Origin of the sequence: Bradyrhizobium sp. SPXBL-02 (genome assembly GCF_051853065.1) — a bacterium.
Classification (GTDB): domain Bacteria; phylum Pseudomonadota; class Alphaproteobacteria; order Rhizobiales; family Xanthobacteraceae; genus Bradyrhizobium.
In genome coordinates, this window is sequence record NZ_CP182474.1 from 6,274,019 (window position 1) to 6,296,112 (window position 22,094).

General features: G+C 65.8%; 15 protein-coding genes and 1 pseudogene. 8 read left to right on the plus strand and 8 right to left on the minus strand.

Annotated features, from left to right (window positions below):
* Window positions 1–149 precede the first annotated feature (149 nt).
* From ACNJYD_RS29350 to ACNJYD_RS29380, 7 genes and pseudogenes are all read right to left on the minus strand, one after another.
* On the minus strand, window positions 150–665 hold the full coding sequence (locus ACNJYD_RS29350; protein WP_172786837.1) for a hypothetical protein: 516 nt from the start codon (window positions 663–665) through the stop codon (window positions 150–152).
* 444 nt (window positions 666–1,109) lie between these two features.
* The gene (locus tag ACNJYD_RS29355; RefSeq protein WP_439364079.1) at window positions 1,110–2,966 is read right to left on the minus strand and encodes an ABC transporter ATP-binding protein; all 1,857 of its coding nucleotides are present in this window, start codon (window positions 2,964–2,966) and stop codon (window positions 1,110–1,112) included.
* A gap of 195 nt (window positions 2,967–3,161) precedes the next feature.
* Window positions 3,162–4,088 (minus strand): 2-hydroxyacid dehydrogenase, encoded by a 927-nt coding sequence (locus ACNJYD_RS29360; protein ID WP_439364080.1) that lies wholly within the window; start codon window positions 4,086–4,088, stop codon window positions 3,162–3,164.
* A gap of 7 nt (window positions 4,089–4,095) precedes the next feature.
* Window positions 4,096–5,424, minus strand: coding sequence for an NAD(P)/FAD-dependent oxidoreductase (locus ACNJYD_RS29365; protein ID WP_439364081.1), 1,329 nt, complete (start codon window positions 5,422–5,424; stop codon window positions 4,096–4,098).
* 53 nt (window positions 5,425–5,477) lie between these two features.
* Window positions 5,478–6,353 (minus strand): ABC transporter permease, encoded by an 876-nt coding sequence (locus tag ACNJYD_RS29370; protein WP_212254534.1) that lies wholly within the window; start codon window positions 6,351–6,353, stop codon window positions 5,478–5,480.
* A gap of 4 nt (window positions 6,354–6,357) precedes the next feature.
* Window positions 6,358–7,307: pseudogene (locus ACNJYD_RS29375) on the minus strand (ABC transporter permease).
* Window positions 7,308–7,334: 27 nt separating this feature from the next.
* Complete coding sequence (locus tag ACNJYD_RS29380) at window positions 7,335–9,026, minus strand: peptide ABC transporter substrate-binding protein (RefSeq protein WP_439364082.1); 1,692 nt, start codon at window positions 9,024–9,026, stop codon at window positions 7,335–7,337.
* A gap of 219 nt (window positions 9,027–9,245) precedes the next feature.
* Between ACNJYD_RS29380 and ACNJYD_RS29385 the strand changes: the two genes are divergently transcribed.
* Window positions 9,246–9,878, plus strand: a complete 633-nt coding sequence (locus ACNJYD_RS29385) for a cupin domain-containing protein (protein WP_172786844.1) — start codon at window positions 9,246–9,248, stop codon at window positions 9,876–9,878.
* A gap of 121 nt (window positions 9,879–9,999) precedes the next feature.
* Complete coding sequence (locus tag ACNJYD_RS29390; protein ID WP_439364083.1) at window positions 10,000–11,859, plus strand: ATP-binding protein; 1,860 nt, start codon at window positions 10,000–10,002, stop codon at window positions 11,857–11,859.
* 8 nt (window positions 11,860–11,867) lie between these two features.
* Here ACNJYD_RS29390 and ACNJYD_RS29395 read toward each other — a convergent pair whose 3' ends face one another.
* Window positions 11,868–12,893 (minus strand): AraC family transcriptional regulator, encoded by a 1,026-nt coding sequence (locus ACNJYD_RS29395; protein ID WP_439364084.1) that lies wholly within the window; start codon window positions 12,891–12,893, stop codon window positions 11,868–11,870.
* Between the two features lie 187 nt (window positions 12,894–13,080).
* Between ACNJYD_RS29395 and ACNJYD_RS29400 the strand changes: the two genes are divergently transcribed.
* The 6 genes from ACNJYD_RS29400 to ACNJYD_RS29425 all read left to right on the plus strand — a co-directional run bounded on the left by ACNJYD_RS29400 (window position 13,081) and on the right by ACNJYD_RS29425 (window position 21,857).
* Entirely contained in the window at window positions 13,081–13,530 is a 450-nt protein-coding gene (locus ACNJYD_RS29400) for a cupin domain-containing protein (protein WP_024339447.1), read from the plus strand.
* 99 nt (window positions 13,531–13,629) lie between these two features.
* Window positions 13,630–15,120 carry a flavin-containing monooxygenase gene (locus ACNJYD_RS29405; protein WP_439364085.1) on the plus strand — a complete coding sequence of 497 codons (1,491 nt, stop codon included), beginning with the start codon at window positions 13,630–13,632 and terminating at the stop codon, window positions 15,118–15,120.
* Window positions 15,121–15,202: 82 nt separating this feature from the next.
* A complete protein-coding gene (locus tag ACNJYD_RS29410) occupies window positions 15,203–16,276 on the plus strand; it encodes a hypothetical protein (protein WP_439364086.1) in 1,074 nt (357 codons plus the stop codon).
* A gap of 67 nt (window positions 16,277–16,343) precedes the next feature.
* Window positions 16,344–17,324 (plus strand): NAD-dependent epimerase/dehydratase family protein, encoded by a 981-nt coding sequence (locus ACNJYD_RS29415; RefSeq protein WP_439364087.1) that lies wholly within the window; start codon window positions 16,344–16,346, stop codon window positions 17,322–17,324.
* A gap of 174 nt (window positions 17,325–17,498) precedes the next feature.
* Window positions 17,499–18,692: an efflux RND transporter periplasmic adaptor subunit gene (locus tag ACNJYD_RS29420; RefSeq protein WP_439364088.1), complete on the plus strand. Its 1,194-nt coding sequence runs from the start codon at window positions 17,499–17,501 to the stop codon at window positions 18,690–18,692.
* A gap of 12 nt (window positions 18,693–18,704) precedes the next feature.
* Window positions 18,705–21,857, plus strand: a complete 3,153-nt coding sequence (locus ACNJYD_RS29425) for an efflux RND transporter permease subunit (RefSeq protein WP_439364089.1) — start codon at window positions 18,705–18,707, stop codon at window positions 21,855–21,857.
* The last annotated feature ends 237 nt before the right edge of the window (window positions 21,858–22,094 follow it).

The following is a 22,094-nucleotide window of genomic DNA, read 5'->3' on the forward strand; positions in this document are numbered from 1 at the left end:
TCGATGCGAACAGGCTTGCTACCAAACATCGTCGGCACGCAGCATTGGACGGCAGAGGTTGCGAAGAATCGTCGCGGTCGTTTCGAACCAGAGCCGAACCAGCACTGCGGCTTGTGCCAAGCGGACGTTCTCCGCGACCGCAGCTTCCTTCACTGCTCGCTGATAGGCGCTTCATAACTGCGAGCCATCGTGCCCGCCGCAACCTGAAGCGAAGAACCAACCACCCAGCAGCCGGCAACAAAGCCGATCAGGCCGTTAGGCAGATTTTGATCAAGGACAAGGATGCTGACGGAGAGAGTTGCAGCGATTGCCGCGCCAAACGTTCCCGCCGCACTCATGATCTCGACCGGCTCGGAACCGTTCCATTCTTCCGAGATACTCGATGTCGGCTTCTGTGCACCATTGCCGGACAAATCAATCCCCACGTAATAGCCAAGCGCTCCGTAGAGCATCGTTATCAGGACGATCCAGCCGCTTTCAAACAGTCCGGCTTTCTGACGTAACAGGGTCGCTCCAACATAGAGGCCGCCAGAGGCCCCAACGGCGGCCAGCCCGATTCTTTCAAGAAGATGGGCCGATTTAATCAGACTGGAACGGGCGATCCGAAGATTGCCGACGCGCCTTGTTGCAGAGAAGGCGCTGGAAATTGCGCTGCTTATCTTCATAGGAGCTCCTTCTGAGTAAGTAGCAGCCTACCGGCCGACCCCGAACAGAAGCTGCATGAGTTGCGCGATGCCCTTTCATTCCAAATTACTGAAGGATCTTTGCTGAGTGATGGGACCGGCTTTGCTCGTGAACGAGACGGAGCCAATCCAAAGCTGCGAGCATGTGGCTGCGCAGGCATTGCGTCTCACCCGTGTTTGAAATGATCCGGGTGCGGCAATTTCGTTGGATGAGTGGTAATTCCGAAAAAGAGCGATCGCGTATGAAGCGGTTCACACACGGCTCCTCCCTGTCGCTCTATTCGGTCACAATTTCCGGAGGACGCGTCTGCATTGTGCGATAACGGAAGGCGAACACGCTGGATCTGCAACGCGCGGTTGGTCAGCAAGCTGATCACGTCTGGCCGAAATCAAAGATCCGCGCTTGGTTTCGTGAAGCTCGCAGCCTCAGGCCGACCATTCCTCGCCCCACACCTGCACCACGTGGCCGGGCGTCACTTCGCGATATTGCCGAACCGGCGGCTGATAATCCGGCGCGCGGACCGGGCTTCTGATCTCGTCGTTGGAGGCCTGGCGTCGCGTGCCGCGGCGTGACGGGTCGGGCACCGGCACGGCGGCCATCAGCTTCCTGGTGTAGGGATGCTGGGGGTTGCCGAACACCGATGCGCGCGGGCCGATCTCGACGATCTCGCCGAGATACATCACGGCGACGCGGTGGCTCATGCGCTCGACCACGGCGATGTCGTGGGAAATGAAGAGATAGGCGAGGCCCATGCTGGCCTGCAGGTCGAGCATCAGGTTGACGACCTGCGCCTTCACCGAGACATCGAGCGCCGAGACCGCTTCGTCGGCGACGATCAGCTTCGGCCCGAGCGCGAGCGCGCGCGCGATGCAGATGCGCTGGCGTTGGCCGCCGGAGAATTCGTGCGGGAAGCGCGCGGCCATGTCGGCTGAGAGGCCGACGCGGACGAGCAGGTCGGCAACCTTGTCGCGCGCCTGCGACGCCGTCGCGAGTCCGTTGGCAAGCAAGGGCGCAGCGATCGCCGTTCCCACCGACATGCGCGGATTGAGGCTCGCGAACGGGTCCTGAAACACGATCTGCATGTGCTTGCGCACATCGCGCAAGGCTCGGCCGTTCATGGCCAGCACATCCTGGCCGTCGATCAGGACCGTCCCGCTGTCCGGCTCCGTCAGCTTCAGGATGGAGCGGCCGGTGGTCGACTTGCCGCAGCCGGATTCACCGACCAGGGCCAATGTCTCGCCGGCACGCAAGGTGAAGGAGACGTTCTCGACCGCATGGACGCGGCCCGAGACCTTGCCTAACAGGCCCGAGCGGATCGGAAAGCGCGTGGTGAGATTTGAGACTTCGAGCAAAGGCCGCGCGGCGGGTGAGACCGTGTCAGGCGTCTCGGACGGCTCGTCCGATGTGCCCGTCACCTTGTCGACGATCGGAAACCGCATCGGCCGCGGCCGCCCATCCATCGAGCCGAGGCGCGGCACGGCCGCGAGCAGCGCGCGCGTGTAGGGATGCGCAGGCGCGGCGAAAATGCGCGCGGTGGCATCCGTCTCCACCGCCTGCCCGCCATACATCACCACGGTGCGGTCCGCGATCTCGGCGACTACGCCCATGTCGTGGGTGATGAAGAGGATCGACATCCCCTCCTCCTGCTGAAGCTCCTTCAAGAGCTCGAGGATCTGGGCCTGGATGGTGACGTCGAGCGCGGTGGTCGGCTCGTCCGCAATCAGGAGCTTCGGCTTGCAGGCCAGCGCCATCGCGATCATCACGCGCTGGCGCATGCCGCCGGAGAAGCGATGCGGATGCTCGTGGAAGCGCGATGCCGCCGCCGGGATGCGGACGCGATCGAGCAGGCGGATGGTCTCCGCCTCCGCCGCCGCGCGCGACAGGCCGCGATGCTGGATCAGCGCTTCGGCGATCTGGAAGCCGATGGTGAGCACCGGATTGAGGCTCGTCATCGGCTCCTGGAAGATCATGGCGACGTCATTGCCGCGGATGTCCTTCATGCCCGCCTCGGGCAGCGCGAGCAGATCGCGCCCCGACAGCATGACCCGCCCCTCGACGCGGCCGATCTCCTTCGGAATGAGCCGCATGATCGACAGCGCGGTCACGCTCTTGCCCGAACCGGACTCGCCGACGATCGCCACGGTTTCCCGGGGCGCGATGTCGAACGAGACATTGCGGACGACGGGAAGCCATTGCCGCTCGAGCATGAAGGAGGTGGTGAGGCCGGCGACCGACAGCACGGGGGCTTGGGCAACGATGGGTTTGGTCGCGGCGCTGGTCATAGGTAGACCTCAAGGCCTGCCGCGAAGAAGGTGCGCTCCCTCCCCCGCTTGCGGGCGAGGGTTGGGGAGAGGGTGTCTCCGCAAGCGAGAACCCCCAAGAGGAGAGAGCCCTCTCCCGGCGCTGCGCGCCGACCTCTCCCGCAAGCGGGAGAAGTGAACTTCGCTCGTGGCTGCACCGGTGTTCCCATCATGACCTCAGTACCCCCGCTTGCGATCGACCAGCCCCGGCAAGGCCTCGCCGCGGCGGTGTCGCGCGATGGTATCAAGCACATAGCCGACCGCCGTTTCCGGCTTTGTCGTGCTGGCGATGTGCGGGGTCAGGAGAATGCGCGGATGGCTCCAGAACGGATGGCCCGCAGGCAGCGGCTCGGGCTCGGCGACGTCGAGCACGGCAGCCGACAGCGCACCGCTGTCCAGCGCAGCGATGAGGTCGGCCTCGACCAGATGCCCGCCCCGCCCGACATTGAGCAGCCGGGCACCGCGCGGCAGGCGCACGAACAGCTTGGCGTTGAGGATGCCGCGCGTCTCCGAGGTCAACGGCAGCAGGCAGACCAGAATGTCGCTCTGCCCCAGGAAATCCGGTAACGAGTCGGCGCCCGCGTAACAGGTGACGCCTTCGATCTCGCGCGGCGAACGATTCCACCCCGAGAGCGGAAAGCCGAACGTCTTGAGCCGTTCCAGCACCGCCTGGCCGAGTTGGCCGAGCCCCATCACGCCGATACGCCGCTCGCTCGTGTACGTCGCCGGCAGTTCGCGCCAGACTTGATCGCGCTGCTGGGCGATGAACTGCACGAGATCGCGATGCAGCGCCAGCACCGACATGCAGGCATATTCGACCATGCGATCGGTGATGCCGGGCTCCATCATGCGGACCAGCGGAACATGCGGCGGCAACTTGGTGATGTCGAACTGATCGACGCCGGCGCCGACCGAGAAGACCAGCTCCAGATTCGGGAACGTCGTCGCGATGGCGTCCGGCGGCACCCAGGCCACGAGATAGCGCACATTGGCGGGATCGCCGATGTCGGGCCAGAGCCGGAACGGGATGTCGGGCGCGCGTTCCGCGAAGAAGCGCGCCCACTCGGCGCCGCGCACCATGTTGGCCTTGTAGAGAACCGTCATGCCCGCCTCAGAACGGGCTGACCGGCGCGAGCCGACGGCCGTCGATCATGCGCTTGTGGCTGTAAGCGGCGGGATCGACCAGCGGCGTCGAGCCGGTCACGATGTCGGCGGCGAGCTTGCCGGCCGCGGGACCGATGCCGAAGCCATGGCCCGAGAAGCCGGTGGCGAGGAAGAAGCCCGGCAGCGCGTCGACCGGCGAGATCACCGGAATGGTGTCGGGCGTGCAGTCGATGGTGCCGCCCCAGGCTTCTGCGATCTCGATGTCCTTCAGCCCGGGGTTCGACTTGATCAGCGCCGCCAGCGCCGCATTGACCAGCGACATGTCGGGCGCGGGATCGCGCACGCGCTCGGCCTCGAACGGCGACGGCTTGTCGAAGCTCCAGCTGGTGCCGCGCATGAGCTGGTCGAAGAACGTCTTGCCGAACGAGAGCTTCAATCCGTTCTTGCGGTGCTGATAGGTCGGCCAGAACGTGCGCGCGTAACGGAACAGGTCCGGCGACAGCTCGACCGTGCCGCGGTTGCGCAACGCCAGCGTGAAGCCGCCGTCGAGGCGGCGGCGGATGCAGTAGAAATCGGTGCCGAGCGCGCCGGAGGTGATCTCCGGTCCCGGCGTGGTCCGGCACGCGGTGGCGTTGACGAGGCCGATCGGCAGCTCGATGCCGTGGCGGCGGCAGAACAGCGACGACCACGCGCCGCCCGCCAGCAGCACCGACTGCGTGCGGATGGTACCCTTCTCGGTGACGACGGCGCTGACACGCCCGCCTGTCGTCTCCAGCCCGCGCGCGGCGCAGCCCTGATGGATGGTGACGCCGTGCTTGCGCGCGGCGGTGGCGAGCGCAGGGACGGCCATCGACGGCTCGGCGCGGCCATCGCTCGGCGTGTGCAGGCCGCCGACCCATGTGTCGGCATTACCAGGCATGCGCTCGGCGACCTCCGCCGGCGTCAGGACGGTGGAGTGGACCTGCTGCTCGCGCGCGACCGCGGCCCAGCGCTCCCAGCCGGCGAGTTCGTCCTTGCTCTTGGTGAGGAACAAGACGCCGGTGCGGCGGAAGCCGGCATCGACGCCGGCATCGTTCTGCATGTCCTCCCATAGCCGCAGCGCCTCGCGCGCGAGCGGGATCTCCTCGCGGGCGCGGCCCTGCTGGCGGCACCAGCCCCAATTGCGGCTCGACTGCTCGCCGCCGACATGGCCCTTCTCGACCAGCGCGACGGAGTGGCCCTTCTTCGCCAGATGATAGGCCGCGGATACGCCGATCACGCCGCCGCCGATGACGACGACATCCACCTGCGCCGGCAGGCGTTCGTCGCTGTTGATGCGGTTGAGCGGCGGGGACATGGGGCACTCCTGGAGTTCAGTTCGAGGTCTTGCGCGTCAGACAGTCTTGCGCGTCAGGGGATGTTCATTCGCGGATCGAGCGCGTCGCGCAGGCCGTCACCGAGAAAGTTGAAGCTGGTCACCGCGAGCGTGATGGCGACGCCAGGCGCGATCGCGAGCCAGGGCGCGCTGGTCAGATAGATCTGCGCATTGTTGAGCATGTTGCCCCAGCTCGCCGCCGGCGGCTGGATGCCGTAGCCGAGATAGCTGACATAGGATTCGAGCAGGATCGCCTTGGCGACGTTGAGCGTCGCGGCAACGACGATCGGCGCGATCGCGTTGGGCACGAGCTCGCGGAACATGATGCGCAGGTTCGAGGAGCCGAAGGCGAGCGCGGCCACCGCGAATTCCCGCTCGCGCAACGAGCGCACCTGGGCCTCGACGACGCGCGCGACCGCCATCCAGGCCGTCGCCGCGATCAGCACGGTGGTCGTGACGAGGCCGGGCTCGGTGAGCGCTGCGAGCGCCAGCAGCAGGAAGATGGTCGGAAAGCACAACACGGCGTCGACGAGCCGCATCAGCACCGCGCCGACGGCGCCGCCATAGAAGCCGGCAAAGGCGCCGACGACGATGCCGACCGCCATCGCGATCACCATCGCGACGATGCCGATCGACAGCGAGACCCTCCCGCCCATCAACAGCCGCGCCAGCACGTCGCGGCCGAGCTCGTCGGTGCCGAGGATATGCGCGCCGGAGAGCGGCGGCGCGAACCGCTTCATGATGTCGATATAGGTGTCGTCAAACGGCAGCAGATAGGGACCGAAGGCCGAGCCGAGCACGAGCACCAGAATGATCAATGCGCCCGCGAGCGCCAGCCGATGCCGGCGGAAGCGCCGCCACGCGGCCTGGCCGGGCGCGAGCTGAACGGTGGAGAGGGTTGCGGTCGCCATCGCTTCAGCCCACCCGGATGCGCGGATCGACGACGGCATAGAGGATGTCGGCGAGCAGCGAGCCGATCAGCACCATCGTCGCCGAGAACATCAGGATACCCATGACCACGGGATAATCGCGGTAGCCGATGGAATCGAGGAACAGCCGGCCCATGCCCGGCCAGGTGAACACGGTCTCCGCCACCAGCGCGCCGCCGAGCAGGGTCGGAAACTGCAGGCCGGCGACCGTGATCATCGGCAACAGCGCATTGCGCAGCGCGTGCACCGTGAGGATGCGCCATTCCGGCATGCCCTTGGCGCGCGCGGTGCGGATGTAGTCCTGGTTGATCACCTCGAGCATCGAGGAGCGCATGAAGCGGCCCCACATCGCGGTCTCGACCAGCGCCAGCACCACGGCCGGCGCGATCAGATGATGCAGCAGGTCGAGGAAGGAGCCGTCGCCAATGGTGTGCCGATTGCCCGCCGGCAGCCAGCCGAGCTTGACCGAGAAGACGTAGATGGTGACGAGACCGAACCAGAACGTCGGGATCGACAGCGCGATCATGGCGCCGACGGTGGCGAGCGTATCGAACAACGAGTAGCGGCGCAGCGCGCCAAGGATGCCGATCCAGCAGCCGAGCAGCACCGCGATGATGGTCGCCGTCGCCATCAGCTCCAGCGTGGCGCCGAGATGCGAGGAGATCACCGACAGCACCGGCTCGCCGTCGCGATAGGATTTGCCCCAATCGCCCCGCACCATGCGGCCGAACCAGTCGAGATACTGGATCGGCAGCGGCCGATCGAGACCGAGCTGCCTGGTGACGCGGTCGAGATCCTCCTGCGTCATCTGCCCGGAGACGGCAAACTGCGACAGCGGGCCGCCGGGCGCCAGATGCAGGATGGCAAGCCGATTCCCGAGACGATCACGAGCAGCATGATCGCCTGGGCGAGGCGGTTGACGACGTAACGGGCCATCTCAGGCGATCCAGCGCATTGGACGCATCACGCCCAATACCATTCGCGCATGTTCCAGCTGTTGATCGACATGTTGATGTTGGGACGGAAGCCTTGCAGCCCCTCCTTGATGCCCTCGGCGATGAAGCCCTGGAACAGCGGCAGGATGGCGAGGTCGTTGCGGATCAGCTTTTGCAGCTCGCCATAGGTCGCCTTGCGCTGCGCAAGGTCGAATTGCTGGGCGCCTTGAGACAGCAGTCGGTCGGCCTCCGCGCTCTGATATTGATACGTGTTGTAGCCGCGGCCGCCCTTGGCGGGAATGGCGCCGGAGCCGAAGCGCGGCGTCACGTCGGGGTCGCTGCCCAGCATGAAGTTCACGCCGACGATCACCGAATTGAACTTCGATTGCTGCCAGAAGTCGCCCCAGATCACGGCCGCCGGCATGTTGTTGACGCGCATCGCCGCGCCAATGGCCCGCCAGTCCTGGATCAGGAGCTGCTGGCACTGTTCGCGCACGGCACTGCCCGCCGTCGTCGAGTTGGCGAACTCGAGCTTGACGCCGCCCTTCTCGCGAATGCCGCTGGCGCCGCGAACCCAGCCCGCGGCGTCGAGCAGCGCGTTGGCCTTGGCAGGATCGTATTTGTGCTGCGGCAGCCCCTGCTGGAACGACCAGGCCTGCTGCGGCACGAAGCTCTCGGTCTGCGTCGGCAGGCCGTAATAGAGCGCGTCGATGATCGCCTGCTTGTTGATGCCGAGATAGAGCGCCTCGCGCACGGCACGATCGGTGAAAGGGCCAAAATCCAGGTTCGGCGCGATATGCTCTACCGAGGACGTCGACGAAACGAAGATCTTGCGGCCCTTCAGCGTCTTTGCCTCCTGCACGAAGTTCGGCAAGATGCCTTGCAGGCCCGTGTAGTCGACCTGACCGGTGCGGAACTGGGTGTAGAGCACGGTGAGATCAGGGATGTATTTGAAGACCACGCGTTCGAGGTACGGCCCCTTGCCATGATAACCGGTGTGGGCGTTCAACTGGATATGGTCGCCGGGCACGCGCTCGCCCCAGCGAAACGGGCCGGTCCCGACAGGCGCATTGTGGAACGGTGAGGCGTTCGGATCGGATACCTTCTCCAGGATGTGCTTGGGCACGATGAAGGTGAACGACGCCAGGATCGACATATAGGGCGAATAGGGCGCTTCCATCCGCCAATGGATCTCGTCGGGCGCCACGACGGTGATGTCCTTGACGAGGCTATGGCCGACCCGGCTGCGCGCGCGGAAGCCGGGATTGTTGATCAGCTCGATGGAGAATTTGACATCCTCCGCCGTGAACGGCGTGCCGTCGTGCCACTTCACGTCGCTGCGGAGCTTGATCTTCCAGGTCAACCCATCGGCCGACAGGCCGCCATTCTCGAGGGTCGGGACTTCGCGGGCTAGGTCGGGGACGAACTTGCCGTCGGGATCGATGTACCAGAGCGGCGAGAACACCTGCCACCAGATGCCCAGATCGACCTCGATGCCCGGCATCAGCGGATGGAAGACGGTCGGCTCCTGCGACAGCGCCGCGATCACCTGCCCGCGCGGCTTGTCCGGCGGAGCGGTCGGGCGTTCAGTCTGGGCCAACGCACTGCTCGAAAGCGTCCATCCCGCCGCCGCGCCTACGCCGAGCTGGAAGAATTGACGACGATTCGGAATGCCGAGATGCCCTGCCCCAACGCCGAACTTGCCGGTGTCGTCTGCCATGACCCACTCTCCGTTTCCGCACGCGGCACCGTCTCCCGCGCCCCCGAGACCCCGGCAAAGGGACAGGAGTGGGCTTTAGTGCTTCTAAATTTTTCTTCCAAAAGTTCATCACGACTAAATACAGCTGTCAATCGCATTGCTAGAATGCGTTCGCTTTTCAATCCGACTGAAGCCACGAGGCGCGATGCCCGAGGCTGAGATGATGCATGGGAGAGCGACATGGATGGTCGCGGCGATACCAACGGCACCAAGGACGCTTCCACGATCGAAGCTGACGATGCGGTCGATCAGCGCCTGGGTGAAACCGTGCGGCTGCTGCGGCAGCGCGCCGGCCTTTCGATCCAGGACGTCGCCAACAAGACCGGCCTGTCCACCGGCATGATCAGCCAGCTCGAACGCGCACGCGCGATGCCCTCGATCCGCACCCTGCGCCTGCTCGGCATCGCGCTCGATGTCCCCATCTCCTATTTCTTCGAGAGCAGCGATCCCGCCGACGGGCAGCGCTACATCGTGCGCAAGAGCAACCGGAGGCTGCTGCGGCTCACCGCCAGCGGCGTCGTCAAGGAAGCGCTGACCCCGGAAGGCAAAGGCCAGCTCGAGCTCTACGAGCTCACGCTCAACCCCGGCGCCTCCTCCGGCACCGACTTCCTGCAGCACACCGGCGAGAAGGCGGGCTACATCCTCTCGGGCAGCCTGCGGCTGTGGCTCGACAGTCAGGCCCATGTGCTGGAAGCCGGCGACAGCTTTCGTTTTCCGAGCATCGTGCCGCACATGTTCGACAACCCGACCCAGCAGGTGGCGCGCGTGATCTGGGTGACGACGCTGCGCCAGACCGACTCGCCGGCGGGTTGAAGCGGCCCCGTCCCGCACCACCGGAAATTGCCCCTCGACGCTGCCGCGCCTAGTCTGTAGCTCACATGATGCCCGCAGCTCGCGAAGCGGCGGGGGCGGCCGGCGTCTTTGGTGTGAGACCATGAAACTCAGGAGGCTTCTGACCCTCGCGTTGGCCGCACAGGCCATCATGACTGCTGCAGCCTTCCTCGCCTCCTCTCTGGCGACCGGCAGTGCCGAATTCGGCACGGCCCAGCTCCTCGCGCTCTTGGTCAGCGCCGCCGTGGCGGTGCTGCTCGTCCTTCTCTGCGCGCGTGCGATCGAGACGTCGCGGGAAATACGCACCGCTGAGCTGCTGGCCGGGCAGGCGCAGACCAACACGCACATGATGCAAGCCGTCATCAAGACCGCGCTCGATGCCTACATTCAGATCGACGAGAGCGGCACCGTGCTGGAGTGGAGCTTTCAGGCGGAGGCGCTGACCGGATGGACGCGGCAGGAGGCGCGGGGCGCCGACGTCGTCGATCTTCTCGTCGCCGAGCCGCTGCGCGCCGGCTTCAGGCAACGCATGGCGCGTCTCGTTCCGGAATTGTCCGCCGCGCCGGCCGGCATGCGCTTCGAAGTCACCCTGGTGCACAGGAACGGCGAGAATATCCTGGTCGAGGCGTCCAGCACGGTGTTGCGGATCGAAGAGCGCTCCATCATCAACACCTTCGTCAGGGACATCACCCAGACGCGCGCTGCCGAGGAGCAGCTGATCCAATCCCAGAAGATGGACGCGGTCGGACAGCTCACCGGCGGCATCGCGCATGAATTCAACAACATGCTCACGGTGATAACAGGCACGATCGAGATCCTCGCCGACGCCGTCAAGGACAACCCGCCGCTCGCGACCATCACCAAGCTGATCAGTGAGGCCGCCGATCGCGGCGCCGCGCTGACGTCGAGCTTGCTCTCCTTTGCCCGCAAGCAGGCGCTGCAGCCGGCCGAGATCGACGTCAACGAGCTCATCGAGGAGCTCGCCAAGCTGCTGCTCGCAACCTTCGACAAGAAGATCGAGATCGTGACGAAGCTGGGCGGCAACGTCTGGCTGGCCTACGCCGACCGCGGGCAATTGAGCTCGGCGCTGCTCAACCTCGCCATCAATGCCCGCGATGCCATGCTGGACGGCGGCAGGCTGACGCTGACGACGCGCAACGTCGTGTTCGGCGTGCGCGAGGCCCTGGCGGTCGGTGCCGGCTATGCCGGCGACTATGTCGAGATCGAGATTGCCGACACCGGTACCGGCATTCCGCAGGCCATTCTCGAACGCATCTTCGATCCGTTCTTCTCGACCAAGGAGGTCGGCAAAGGCACGGGGCTCGGGCTCAGCATGGTGTTCGGCTTCGTCAAGCAGTCCGGCGGCGGCATCAAGGTCGCCTCGGAAGAAGGACGCGGCACCATCTTCACGATCTACCTGCCGAAGGCGGAGGCGAGCACGCTGCGCCCGACCGGCTACGACGATCGCAAGATCGTCGGCGGGACCGAAACCATCCTCTGTGTCGAGGACGACCGCGAGGTCCGACACTACGTCACGGTCCAGCTCGAAGGGCTCGGCTACAAGGTCATCCCCGCCGCCGATGCGACCGAGGCCCTCGCCATCGCGGCCGAAGGCACCCCGTTCGACCTGCTCTTCACCGACATCGTGATGGCCGGCAGCATGAACGGACGCGAGCTCGCCGAGCAGATGGTGGCCGCACGACCGTCCTTGCGGGTCCTCTTTACCTCCGGCTACGCCTACGATTCCCTGCATACACAGGGACGCGCCACGATGGGTGCGCCGCTGCTGCGAAAGCCCTACCGCAAGGCCGAGCTGGCACGCCTGCTGCGGCGCAGCCTCGACACCGCAGTCGATTCCGCCGGCGACGCGATCCCGACGCCCTACTCGGTGCAGGCCGACGTCGAGGCGTTTCTGCGCAGGCAGGCCGCGGAAGATAGTGGCACGACGCGGTCGCGGAAGTAGCGTCCGCGCTAGCTCATCCTTCGGCGCAGCGTCGCCGATGGCGTCTCGCCGAACTTTTCGCGGTAGGCGCCGGCCATGCGGCCGAGATGGGTGAAGCCGAGATCGAACGCGATCTCGGTGATGGAGGCATCGGGCGCGGCCTGCGCGAGGCGCGCGTTAAGGCCGGCGAGGCGCATGTCGAGCAACATCTGCGAGATCGACAGGCCGAAGTGACGGCGGAAGCCGAGCTGCAGCGCGCGGATGCCGATGCCGGAGGCGCAGGCGAGCTGCGCGAGATCGAGCGGCTCGCCGGCATTGTCGGCCAGATGGTCGCGTGCGGCGCGGAGCGCGCGCGGCAGGCGCTCGGCCTGGCCCGAGAAGGTTTCAATCGCATCCGAGTGGCTATGCCGCTGCCCGTTGAGGAGATGATCGAGCAGCGCTTCGCGCCGATCGGCCATTGCGACCGGCGACAGCCGGCCCGATGGACCGAGACGCTCGGCGAGCGTCATCAGTTCGGCGAGCCGGGCCTGCAGGGCCCGCCCGGACGGCGCATCGAGCTCGATCACCGGATCGAACTCGACCGCCCGGGCCGCCCTGCCCGACAAGGCCGCGGCGCGCTGCTCGACCATGCGGCGGTCGAGCAGCAGGATCGCCTGTGCGCAATCGCTCCACATCATCCGGGTCGGAATGGTCGGCGACAGCAGCGATGCCGTCCGGCCCGGCGCCGCATCGAGCTCGCGATGACCGGCACGAATGCGGGCGCCGCCCGCGAGCGGGACCTGCACCAGGAAGAAGCGCTCGAGGCAGCCGGGATCGATGCTGACCGATCCGCCATAGGCGACGTAGTTGATGGAAAAGCCGTCGAAGGCCGCGCAATTGTGTCGGGCCGAGAAGCCGGCCGCCCGCGCCTGCGTCGGCTTGAGATCATGCGGGCAGAAGATGCGCCCGATCTGCTCGGCCGCCTCGTCGACGTCGTCGGTGGTGACGCGGGCGAAGGCCGCAAGCCGTTCGGCTGCAGAGGCTGTTGCGCTCATTTCCAGCTCGGCTGCGGACATCGTCGACCATGCTTCGCGCCCGGAATTACTTTAAGCCTATAATAGTTCCGCGGGCGCGAAAAGGGGCGCAACTCGCAAAATCATCGTGCTGCACGGCAATAGGCGCTCCGGATTCGTTTAGCGGATAGACAGGCGGCACGTCCCCGGCCGATGCTCCGTCCCCGCCGGAATCCATGAGGAGCAAGCCATGACTGCACTCGAAAAAGGCATTACCGCCAACGGCACGGGCTATGGCGGCAAGAGCTGGAACATCCTCGGCCAGGTCTATTTCCCCAAGGCCGTGACCGATTCCACCTTCGCATTCGAAACCAACAGCGATCCCGGCCAGTTCGTGCCGGTGCACATCCACCCGACCCAGGACGAGTTCATCCTGGTGCAGGAAGGCACGCTCGATCTCAAGCTCGACGGTCAATGGGTCAAGGCCCATGCCGGCGACCTCGTGCGAATGCCCCGCGGCATTCCGCACGGCTATTTCAACAAGTCCGACAAGCCGTGCCGGGCGCTGTTCTGGGTCTCGCCGATGCAGAAGCTGGAGGCGCTGTTCAACCAGCTGCACAATCTGACCGACCCCGCGGAAGTCGTGCGCATCTCGGCGCTGCATGAGGTCGACTTCCTGCCGCCCGAGGCCAACGACTAGCCGTCGCCGCTTCCTCCGCTTCCATCTGCTCGCAGCCCGGCCGGCCGCGCCTTGCGGCCGAACGCGGTCGCTTGCGCGCCAAACACATCGAGCAATCCCATGGTCAGCCCAAAACATGTCTGCGTGATCGGCGCCGGTGTCTCCGGCCTTGCCGCCGCGAAAGCATTCTCCACCCGTGGCCACCGCGTCACCATCGTCGAGCGCAGCTCGGATCTCGGCGGCGTCTGGGAGCCGGCGCGCTCCTACCCAGAGGTGCAGACCCAGAGCCCGAAGGAGCTCTATCGCTACACCGACCGCGCCATGCCGGACGCCTATCCGGAATGGCCGACCGGGCCGCAGGTGCACGCTTATCTCGCCAATTATGCCAAAAGCTTCGGCCTCGACCACATGCTGCGGCTCAACACCGAAGTCGCCGGCATGGCGCGCCGTGCCGACGGCAGACCGGGATGGACACTGGCCTTGAAGGACAAGAACGGCACGGGCACGAACGAGGATTTCGATTTCGTCGCGGTCTGCACCGGGCAATTCAACGAGCCGCGCGAGCTGCATTGCCCTGGGGAGAACGGCTTTCTGGCGCAGGGCGGCCAGATCCTGCACTCGTCGAAATACGGCGATCCGACGTTGGCGAAAGGACGCCGCGTCGTCGTGCTCGGCGGCTCGAAGTCCGCGACCGACATCGCCGTGAACGCGGTGAAGTCAGGCGCGCGCGAGGTCACGATCGTGATGCGCGAGCCGGTCTGGCGCATTCCCTATTTCATCGGCGGTCTCGTGAACTTCAAGCGCATCCTCTACATCCGCGCGCAGGAGGAGATGTTTCCGGGCTGGGGCATCGGCGCGATGGGGCGGCTCGCGCATCGCATCGCCGCGCCGCTGGTCTGGGCCAACTGGCGCGGGCTGGAAAGCCTGCTGAAGGCGCAGCTCAAGCTCGGCCGCTGCAACATGGTGCCGAAGGAGCGGATCGAGGACGGCGTCAACTGCTCGGTTCCGATCGCAACGCCGGGCTTCTATCCGATGGTCGCCGACGGCCGCATCAAGGCCGTGTTCGGCACGTTCGACCATTATGAGGGCGACAGCATCGTGATGAGCGGCGGCGAACGCGTGGGCGCCGACGTCGCGGTGCTCGCGATTGGCTACAAGCTCGGCGTGCCGTTCCTGCCCGAGGCCTATCAAGCGAAGCTGGTCGATGCCGACGGGCAGTACCGGCTCTATCGCCTGATCGCCAATCCTGATCTGCCCGAGCTCGGCTTCGTCGGCTTCAACTCCTCGTTCTGCACCGTGCTGTGCGCCGACCTCGCGGCCAACTGGCTGGTGCGTTATGCCGACGGCCAGCTCGCCAACCAGCCGACCGCGCAGGCGATGCGCGACAACATCGAGATGATGCTGCACTTCAAGCGTGTCGAGCGCCCGGCCGCGGGCGTCTATGGCGGCCTCTGCGTTGCGCCCTATCACTACCGCCATTTCGACGAGTTGATGGCTGACATCGGCACGAAGCAGCAGAAGCGCGGCGGGCTCGCGGGGCGCTTCCAGCCGCCGGATGCGGATGCTTACGCCAAGTTCCTGGCGACGGCGCCGGATTACCGGGCGGCGTGAGAGGAGAATTGCGGCAGCTCGCGTCCGACGTTTACGATCTCGCTGGTTATCGAATCGACGGGAACCAGCCATAGGATCGGCCATGGGATCGAGACGACTTGCCGCCGCGGCCCTTGCGGCTGTTGCCTTCCTCGTCGCGGCGCCCACCGTTGCGCAGAAGGCGGCGCCGACGCCACAGCAATCGGAGGCGCTCGCGGCTTACGAGCGCGCGCTCGGCGACTTCAAATCCATCCTCGCCGAGCGGCGGCGCCAGATCGAGGCGAAGGAGCCGCTGCCGAACCTGCCGGGACAGGCGCTCTATCTCGCGCGCGTCGCCGTGATCAGTGCTTACAAGGACCTCACCGACGTCATGCCGTCGCGGATCGGCCGGCCGAACAAGTTCGAGATTCCTCCGGCCTATTTCGATGCCGAGATCGAGCCGCTGGTCGACGAATACGGCAGGCTGTTCGACCTCATGGAGGCGCCGCCTGCGAGCGCGCAGAGCTCGCCGACACCATTCAGGGACGTCGTCGATCTTGCCGTTGCGATTGCGCGCGCCAAGGGCCTCGCCCCCGAACATGCCGAAGCTGCCGGGCGGATCAGCCTCGGGCTGTTCTTTGCGGAGACCAACGGCAAGCAGAATGTCCGCAATGCGCGCTCGAACACCTATATGGGCAGCTTCCAGACCGGCCCCTCCGAAGACCGCAACGGCAGGCGGAAATGGGAGGCCATCAAGGGCGACATCGCCGCGATCGATCCGCACCTGAGCGCACGCGACGACAAGGAGGAGGCGCGCGCCCGCGGCACAGATCACCGCTTCAACCACTGGACCAATGTGCGCGACGGCCTGATGAACGCGCACGCCGATCTGTTTCGTGAGATCCCGAAGATCGTGAAGACGCTGCCCGACCCGATCGACCAGATGAAGCTGTTCGAGCTGATCCAGATCGTTCCCACCCCGACGCGGTCGGCGCTCAAATCCGGCGATCTCCTGAACTATGGGGTTTCCAGCCCCACGATCATGAAGCACCTGCGCAACAACAGCATCTTTGCCTTCGGACGGGCCGACCGGGCGAAAACCTCGGCAAGCTACCGCGAGATCCTCGCTGCGATGTGGCTGTTCGACCGCAAGTTCGAGAAGGCGATGGCGAAATACGCGGAGATCAGGGGCCGCTGAGGAGGCGGGTTGCAACTGCCCGCGCAAGTTGTAGTCTCGCGATCGCATCGGCCACACGGACCGTTCCATGCGCATTCTCGTTCTCGGCGGCAGCCAGTTTCTCGGCCGGGCGGTCGCAAGCCATGCTTGCGCTGGCGGTCATGACGTGACCTGCGCCGTCCGCGGCCTTGCGGGGCCGATTGCCGCCGGAGCCCGCTTCGTGCGGATCGACCGCGAAGTAATCGACGGACTTGCGCCGCTCGCCGGTGAGACATTCGACGCCGTGGTCGACGTCGCGCGTCATCCCGGCCAGGTCCGCCGTGCGGTCGCCGCGATGAAGCGGCCGGGCGTGCATTGGACCTTCGTCTCGACGATCAGCGTGTATGCGGACAACCGCATCCCCGGGCAACGCGCCGACACCGCACCGCTGCGCGAGCCTGTTGCGGCGGAGATCGAGCACAGCACCGAGGCGATCTACGGCGCCGCCAAGGTCGCCTGCGAACAGGCGGTCGGCGATGGTGCCTTCATCTGCCGTGCCGGACTGATCGCAGGGCCCGAGGACCCGACCGGACGGTTCGCCTACTGGCCGGCGCGGCTTGCGCGCGGCGGCGAGGTGCTGGCGCCGGGATCGCCGGAGGATGCGGTGCAGTTCATCGACGTGCGCGATCTCGCGCAGTGGATCGTGCATGCGGCAGAGACCGGTCTCACCGGCATCTATGACGGGATCGGGCCGATCCGCACGCGCGGCGAATTCCTGAGCGAATGCGCATCTGCGCTGAACGCGTCCTGCACCTTCACCTGGGTCGATCGCGCCTTTCTGGAAGCGCATGACGTCAGGCGTTGGGCCGGCCCGCGGTCGCTGCCGATGTGGCTGCCCCTGCCCGACTTCGCCGGCTTCATGACGCGCGACACCTCGCCGGCGCGCGAGGCCGGCTTGACCTCGCGACCGGCGGGAGACACCGCGCGCGATACGCTTGATTGGCTCAACGCCAGCAACGGGCCGGTCGTCGGTCTCACCGCCGAAGACGAGAAGGATGTGCTCGCGGCGTGGCATGCGCACCAGCCCTAGTGCGGACGGGCCGATCGTGCGCCCCACGAAAAAGCGCCTTGTCACGACAAATCTGCCAAAGGGCACGCCGCCGTTTGCAGTGCAAGACCTGTGACCGCCATGGCTATGGTGTTTCACGGCCGCGCATTTGTTGGTAGCCTGCCGCACCGACAGACAGCAATCGGGGACCACCGAATGACGCGCGCGAATCCCACCTCTCCCGCACGACGCAAAGAAGCGTGGACGCGTATCGGGCAGGTCCTTTCCGCCGCGACCGCCGTGATCATGCTCGCCGGCTGCGAGGACAAGAACACGTTCGTGGCGCCGCCGCCGCCCAAGGTGGACGTCGCGACGCCGGTGCAGCGCCCGGTGACGCGCTACGTCGAGGCCACCGGCAACACGGCGCCGATCAAGAGCGTCGATCTCGTCGCGCGCGTGCAGGGCTTCCTGCAAACGATCGACTATCAGGACGGCACGTTCGTCAAGCAGGGCACCCAGCTGTTCACGATCGAGCCTGAGACCTACAAGCTCAAGGTCGAGCAGGCGAAGGCCGCGGAGGTCGGCGCGCAAGCCACGGTCAAGCAGACCGAAGCCGATTACAAGCGGCAGGTCGAACTCGTGCAGCGCCAGGCGGTCTCGCAGTCCACCCTCGACACCTCGACATCGACCCGTGACAACGCTCAGGCCAACCTCCAGCAGGCCCAGGTCAATACGAGGCTGGCGGAGGTCAATTACGGCTACACCAGGGTGACCGCGCCGTTCGACGGCGTCGTCAGCGCGCACATGGTCTCGGTCGGCGAACTGGTCGGCGTCTCCTCGCCGACCCAGCTCGCCACCATCGTCGCGATGGACCCGATCTATGTGAACTTCACCGTCAACGAGCAGGACGTGCTGCGCATCCGCGCCGAGGCGGCCCGCCGCGGACTGACGCCCACGGATATGAAGCAATTCCCGATTCAAGTGGGGCTGCAGACCGAGACCGGCTATCCGCATGAGGGCAAGCTCGACTACGTCTCGCCGACCCTCAATCAATCGACCGGCACGCTGGCGGTGCGCGGCCTCGTCCCCAACGACAAGCGGGTGCTGCTGCCCGGCTATTTCGTCCGCGTCCGCGTGCCCTTCGACCAGGAAAAGAGTGCCCTGCTCGTTCCCGACACAGCGCTCGGCAGCGACCAGGGCGGCCGCTATCTGCTGGTGGTCAACAGCGACAACATCGTCGAGCAGCGCAAGGTGCAGATCGGCCCGGTCGACAACGGCCTGCGCGTGATCGAAAGCGGCCTGAAGCCGGAGGACCGCGTCGTGACCGCGGGGCTCTTGCGCGTCATCCCGGGCCAGAAGATCGATCCGCAGATGACGAAGATCGAGCAGTCGCAGGCCTCGAGCAAGTAAGGGCTGCCAGCCATGATCTCAAAGTTCTTCATCGAGCGGCCGGTCCTCTCGAACGTCATCGCGCTCCTGATGATCCTGATCGGCGGCGTCGCGCTGTTCAATCTCGCCATCGCGCAATATCCCGATGTGGTGCCGCCGACCGTGCAGGTCACCACGCGCTATCCCGGCGCCAGCGCCAAGACCGTGATCGACACCGTGGCGCTGCCGATCGAGCAGCAGGTCAACGGCGTCGAGGACATGCTGTACATGCAGTCCTACAGCGGCTCCGACGGCACCTACACGCTGACGGTGACCTTCAAGATCGGCACCGACCTCAACTTCGCGCAGGTGCTGGTGCAGAACCGTGTCTCCAGCGCGCTGTCGCAATTGCCGCAAGCCGTGCAGAACCAGGGCGTCACCGTGCAGAAGCGGTCGACCTCGATCCTGTTGTTCGTGACGCTGACCTCGCCGGATGCGAGGTACGACAGCCTTTACCTGAGCAACTACGCCACCATCAACATCCGCGACGAGCTCTCGCGCCTGCCCGGCGTCGGCAACGTCACCGTGTTCGGCGCCGGCCAATATTCGATGCGGATCTGGCTCGATCCCAACAAGCTGCAGGTGCGGGGCCTGGTGCCGCAGGACGTCATCAACGCAATCCAGCAGCAGAGCCAGCAGGTCTCCGCCGGCCAGGTCGGCGCGCCGCCGACGCCGCCGGGACAGGCGTTCCAGTACACGCTCAACGTCAACGGACGGCTCGACGACGCCGGCCAGTTCGAGAACATCATCGTCAAGACAGGCTCGAGCGGCGACGTCACGCGGGTGCGCGACGTCGGCTGGGTCGAGCTCGGCGCGCAGACCTACAGCCAGATCTTCTCGCTCAACAAGCAGCCGGCCACCGGCATCGGCGTGTTCCAGTCGCCCGGCGCCAACGCGCTCCAGGTCGAGCAGGCCGTCGAGAAGAAGATGGCCGAGCTCGCCAAGCGCTTTCCCGAAGGCATCAAGTACGACACGCCATTCGACACCACCAAGTTCGTCGAGGCCTCGGTGCACGAGGTCTACATGACCTTGATCGAGGCCGGCTTGCTGGTGCTGGTCGTGATCCTCGTCTTCCTGCAGGACTGGCGCGCGATGCTGGTGCCGGCGACGACCGTGCCCGTCACCATCATCGGCGCCTTCGCCGCGATGGCGGCGCTCGGCTTCACCATCAACATGTCGACACTGTTTGCGATCGTGCTTGCAATCGGCATCGTGGTCGACGACGCCATCGTCGTGGTCGAAGGCGCCGCCCACAACATCGAGCAGGGCATGAACGGCCACGACGCCGCGATCCGCGCCATGGACCAGCTGTTCGCGCCGATCGTCGGCATCACGCTGGTGCTGATCTCGGTGTTTTTGCCGGCCTCGTTCCTCGCAGGACTGACGGGACGCATCTACTCGCAATTCGCGCTGGTGATCGCTGCCACCGCGCTGCTCTCCGCCATCAACGCGGCCACCTTGAAGCCGACGCAATGTGCGCTGTGGCTGCGGCCGGCGGTGCCGCCGGAGCAGCGAAATTTCTTCTATCGGGGCTTCAATGCGGTCTACAACCGCCTCGAGCGCGGCTACACCAGGCTGATCACGTTTCTGGTCAAGCACGCCACCATCTCGGTCGCGTTCGCGCTGCTGGTCATCGCAGCCAGCGGCTACGGCCTGTCGCGGGTGCCGACCGGCTTCCTGCCGATCGAGGACCAGGGCTATCTGATCGCTGCCGTGCAGCTGCCCGACGGTGCCGCACTGGAGCGGACGCAGGCCGTGCTCGACAAAGCGAGCGGGCTGATCAAGGACACGCCCGGCGTGGCGCAGGTCATCACCATCGCCGGCATCTCCGCGCTCGACAACAGCGCCAGCCTCGCCAATGCCGGCGTCGCCTACATCATCCTGAAGGACTGGGACGCGCGCAAAGGGCCAGGCGAGGATCTGCGCTCGCTGGTCTTTGGCCTCAACGACAAGCTCGCGGCCATCATGGAGGCCCGCGCCATCGTGCTGCCGCCGCCGCCGATCCAGGGCATCGGCAACGCCGCCGGCTTCTCGATGCAGGTCGAGCTGCGCGACGGCAACAGCGATTTCGCCAAGCTGCAGGCCATCACCGGCGCGATGGTCAGCAATGGCCAGAGCCAGAGCGCGCTGCAGCGCGTGCAGTCCTCGTTCCGCTCGTCGGTGCCGCAATTCAACGTCGAGATCGACCGCGTCAAGACCCAGACGCTGCACGTGACGACAGATCAGGTGTTCTCGGCGCTGTCGACCTATCTCGGCTCGTCCTATGTCAACCAGTTCAACAAGTTCGGCCGCGTGTTCCAGGTCTACACCCAGGCCGATCCGGCGTTCCGCGTCACCGAGCGCGACATCGCCAACATGCAGGTGCGCAACTCGAACGGCGACATGATCCCGATCGGCACCGTCGCCAAGATCACGCCGGCCACGGGTCCGTCGCTGATCAGCCTCTACAACCTCTATCCGTCCTCGACCGTGATCGGCCTGCCGGCGCAGGGCTACTCCTCCGGCCAGTCGCTGAAGCTGATGGAGGAGATCGCGGACAAGACGCTGCCGCCGGGCACCGGCTATGAATGGACCGCGATGTCCTATCAGGAGAAGGCGGTCAGCAACCAGATCTACTGGGTGTTCGGGCTCGCCATGCTGCTGGTCTATCTCGTGCTCGCCGGCCAGTACGAGAGCTGGTATGCGCCGATCTCGGTGATCCTCGCCGTGCCGCTGTCGCTGCTCGGGCCGATGCTGATCCTCTCCGCCCTCAAGATCGACAACAACCTCTATTGCCAGATCGGCTTGATCCTGCTCATCGCGCTGTCGGCGAAGAACGCGATCCTGATCGTCGAGGTCGGCCTCGAGCTGCACGGCCGCGACGGCAAGCCGATCCTGGAGTCCGCGATCGAAGCGGCGCGTGCCCGCTTCCGGCCGATCCTGATGACCTCGTTCGCCTTCATCCTCGGCGTTGTGCCGCTGGTGCTCGCGACCGGCGCCGGCGCCAGCGCGCGCAAGTCGATCGGCATCACCGTGTTCTCGGGGATGCTGGCCTCGACCTGCCTCGCGGTGCTGTTCGTGCCGGCGTTCTTCGTGGTGGTGCAACGCTTCGAGAACTGGCGGGCGAGCAAGAAGGCGGTGAAGGTGGTGGCGGAGGTGAAGCCTTAGCTGCTTTTGGTCCGCTCGAAACAAAAGCGCGAAAACAACCCCATGCACAGTAGGGATGGGGTTGAAAAGGCTTACGAAAATTTCGGTCTTGCCGAATCGACTTGCTCCGTCGGGCAAAACACTGGCAGAATGGCATCATGGGCGAATGGGCGATCGTCCGCGCCCCCCTCGTCATTGCGAGCGCAGCGACCTGTCCGCCGAAGCCTTGGCGAAGGCGGAAGCAATCCAGACTGGCTC

Excerpts from the sequence above, each read along its gene's own strand:
- ACNJYD_RS29350 (WP_172786837.1), bottom strand. The coding sequence starts at position 665 with ATGAAGATAAGCAGCGCAATTTCCAGCGCCTTCTCTGCAACAAGGCGC.
- ACNJYD_RS29355 (WP_439364079.1), bottom strand. The coding sequence starts at position 2,966 with ATGACCAGCGCCGCGACCAAACCCATCGTTGCCCAAGCCCCCGTGCTG.
- ACNJYD_RS29360 (WP_439364080.1), bottom strand. The coding sequence starts at position 4,088 with ATGACGGTTCTCTACAAGGCCAACATGGTGCGCGGCGCCGAGTGGGCG.
- ACNJYD_RS29365 (WP_439364081.1), bottom strand. The coding sequence starts at position 5,424 with ATGTCCCCGCCGCTCAACCGCATCAACAGCGACGAACGCCTGCCGGCG.
- ACNJYD_RS29370 (WP_212254534.1), bottom strand. The coding sequence starts at position 6,353 with ATGGCGACCGCAACCCTCTCCACCGTTCAGCTCGCGCCCGGCCAGGCC.
- ACNJYD_RS29380 (WP_439364082.1), bottom strand. The coding sequence starts at position 9,026 with ATGGCAGACGACACCGGCAAGTTCGGCGTTGGGGCAGGGCATCTCGGC.
- ACNJYD_RS29385 (WP_172786844.1), top strand. The coding sequence starts at position 9,246 with ATGGATGGTCGCGGCGATACCAACGGCACCAAGGACGCTTCCACGATC.
- ACNJYD_RS29390 (WP_439364083.1), top strand. The coding sequence starts at position 10,000 with ATGAAACTCAGGAGGCTTCTGACCCTCGCGTTGGCCGCACAGGCCATC.
- ACNJYD_RS29395 (WP_439364084.1), bottom strand. The coding sequence starts at position 12,893 with ATGTCCGCAGCCGAGCTGGAAATGAGCGCAACAGCCTCTGCAGCCGAA.
- ACNJYD_RS29400 (WP_024339447.1), top strand. The coding sequence starts at position 13,081 with ATGACTGCACTCGAAAAAGGCATTACCGCCAACGGCACGGGCTATGGC.
- ACNJYD_RS29405 (WP_439364085.1), top strand. The coding sequence starts at position 13,630 with ATGGTCAGCCCAAAACATGTCTGCGTGATCGGCGCCGGTGTCTCCGGC.
- ACNJYD_RS29410 (WP_439364086.1), top strand. The coding sequence starts at position 15,203 with ATGGGATCGAGACGACTTGCCGCCGCGGCCCTTGCGGCTGTTGCCTTC.
- ACNJYD_RS29415 (WP_439364087.1), top strand. The coding sequence starts at position 16,344 with ATGCGCATTCTCGTTCTCGGCGGCAGCCAGTTTCTCGGCCGGGCGGTC.
- ACNJYD_RS29420 (WP_439364088.1), top strand. The coding sequence starts at position 17,499 with ATGACGCGCGCGAATCCCACCTCTCCCGCACGACGCAAAGAAGCGTGG.
- ACNJYD_RS29425 (WP_439364089.1), top strand. The coding sequence starts at position 18,705 with ATGATCTCAAAGTTCTTCATCGAGCGGCCGGTCCTCTCGAACGTCATC.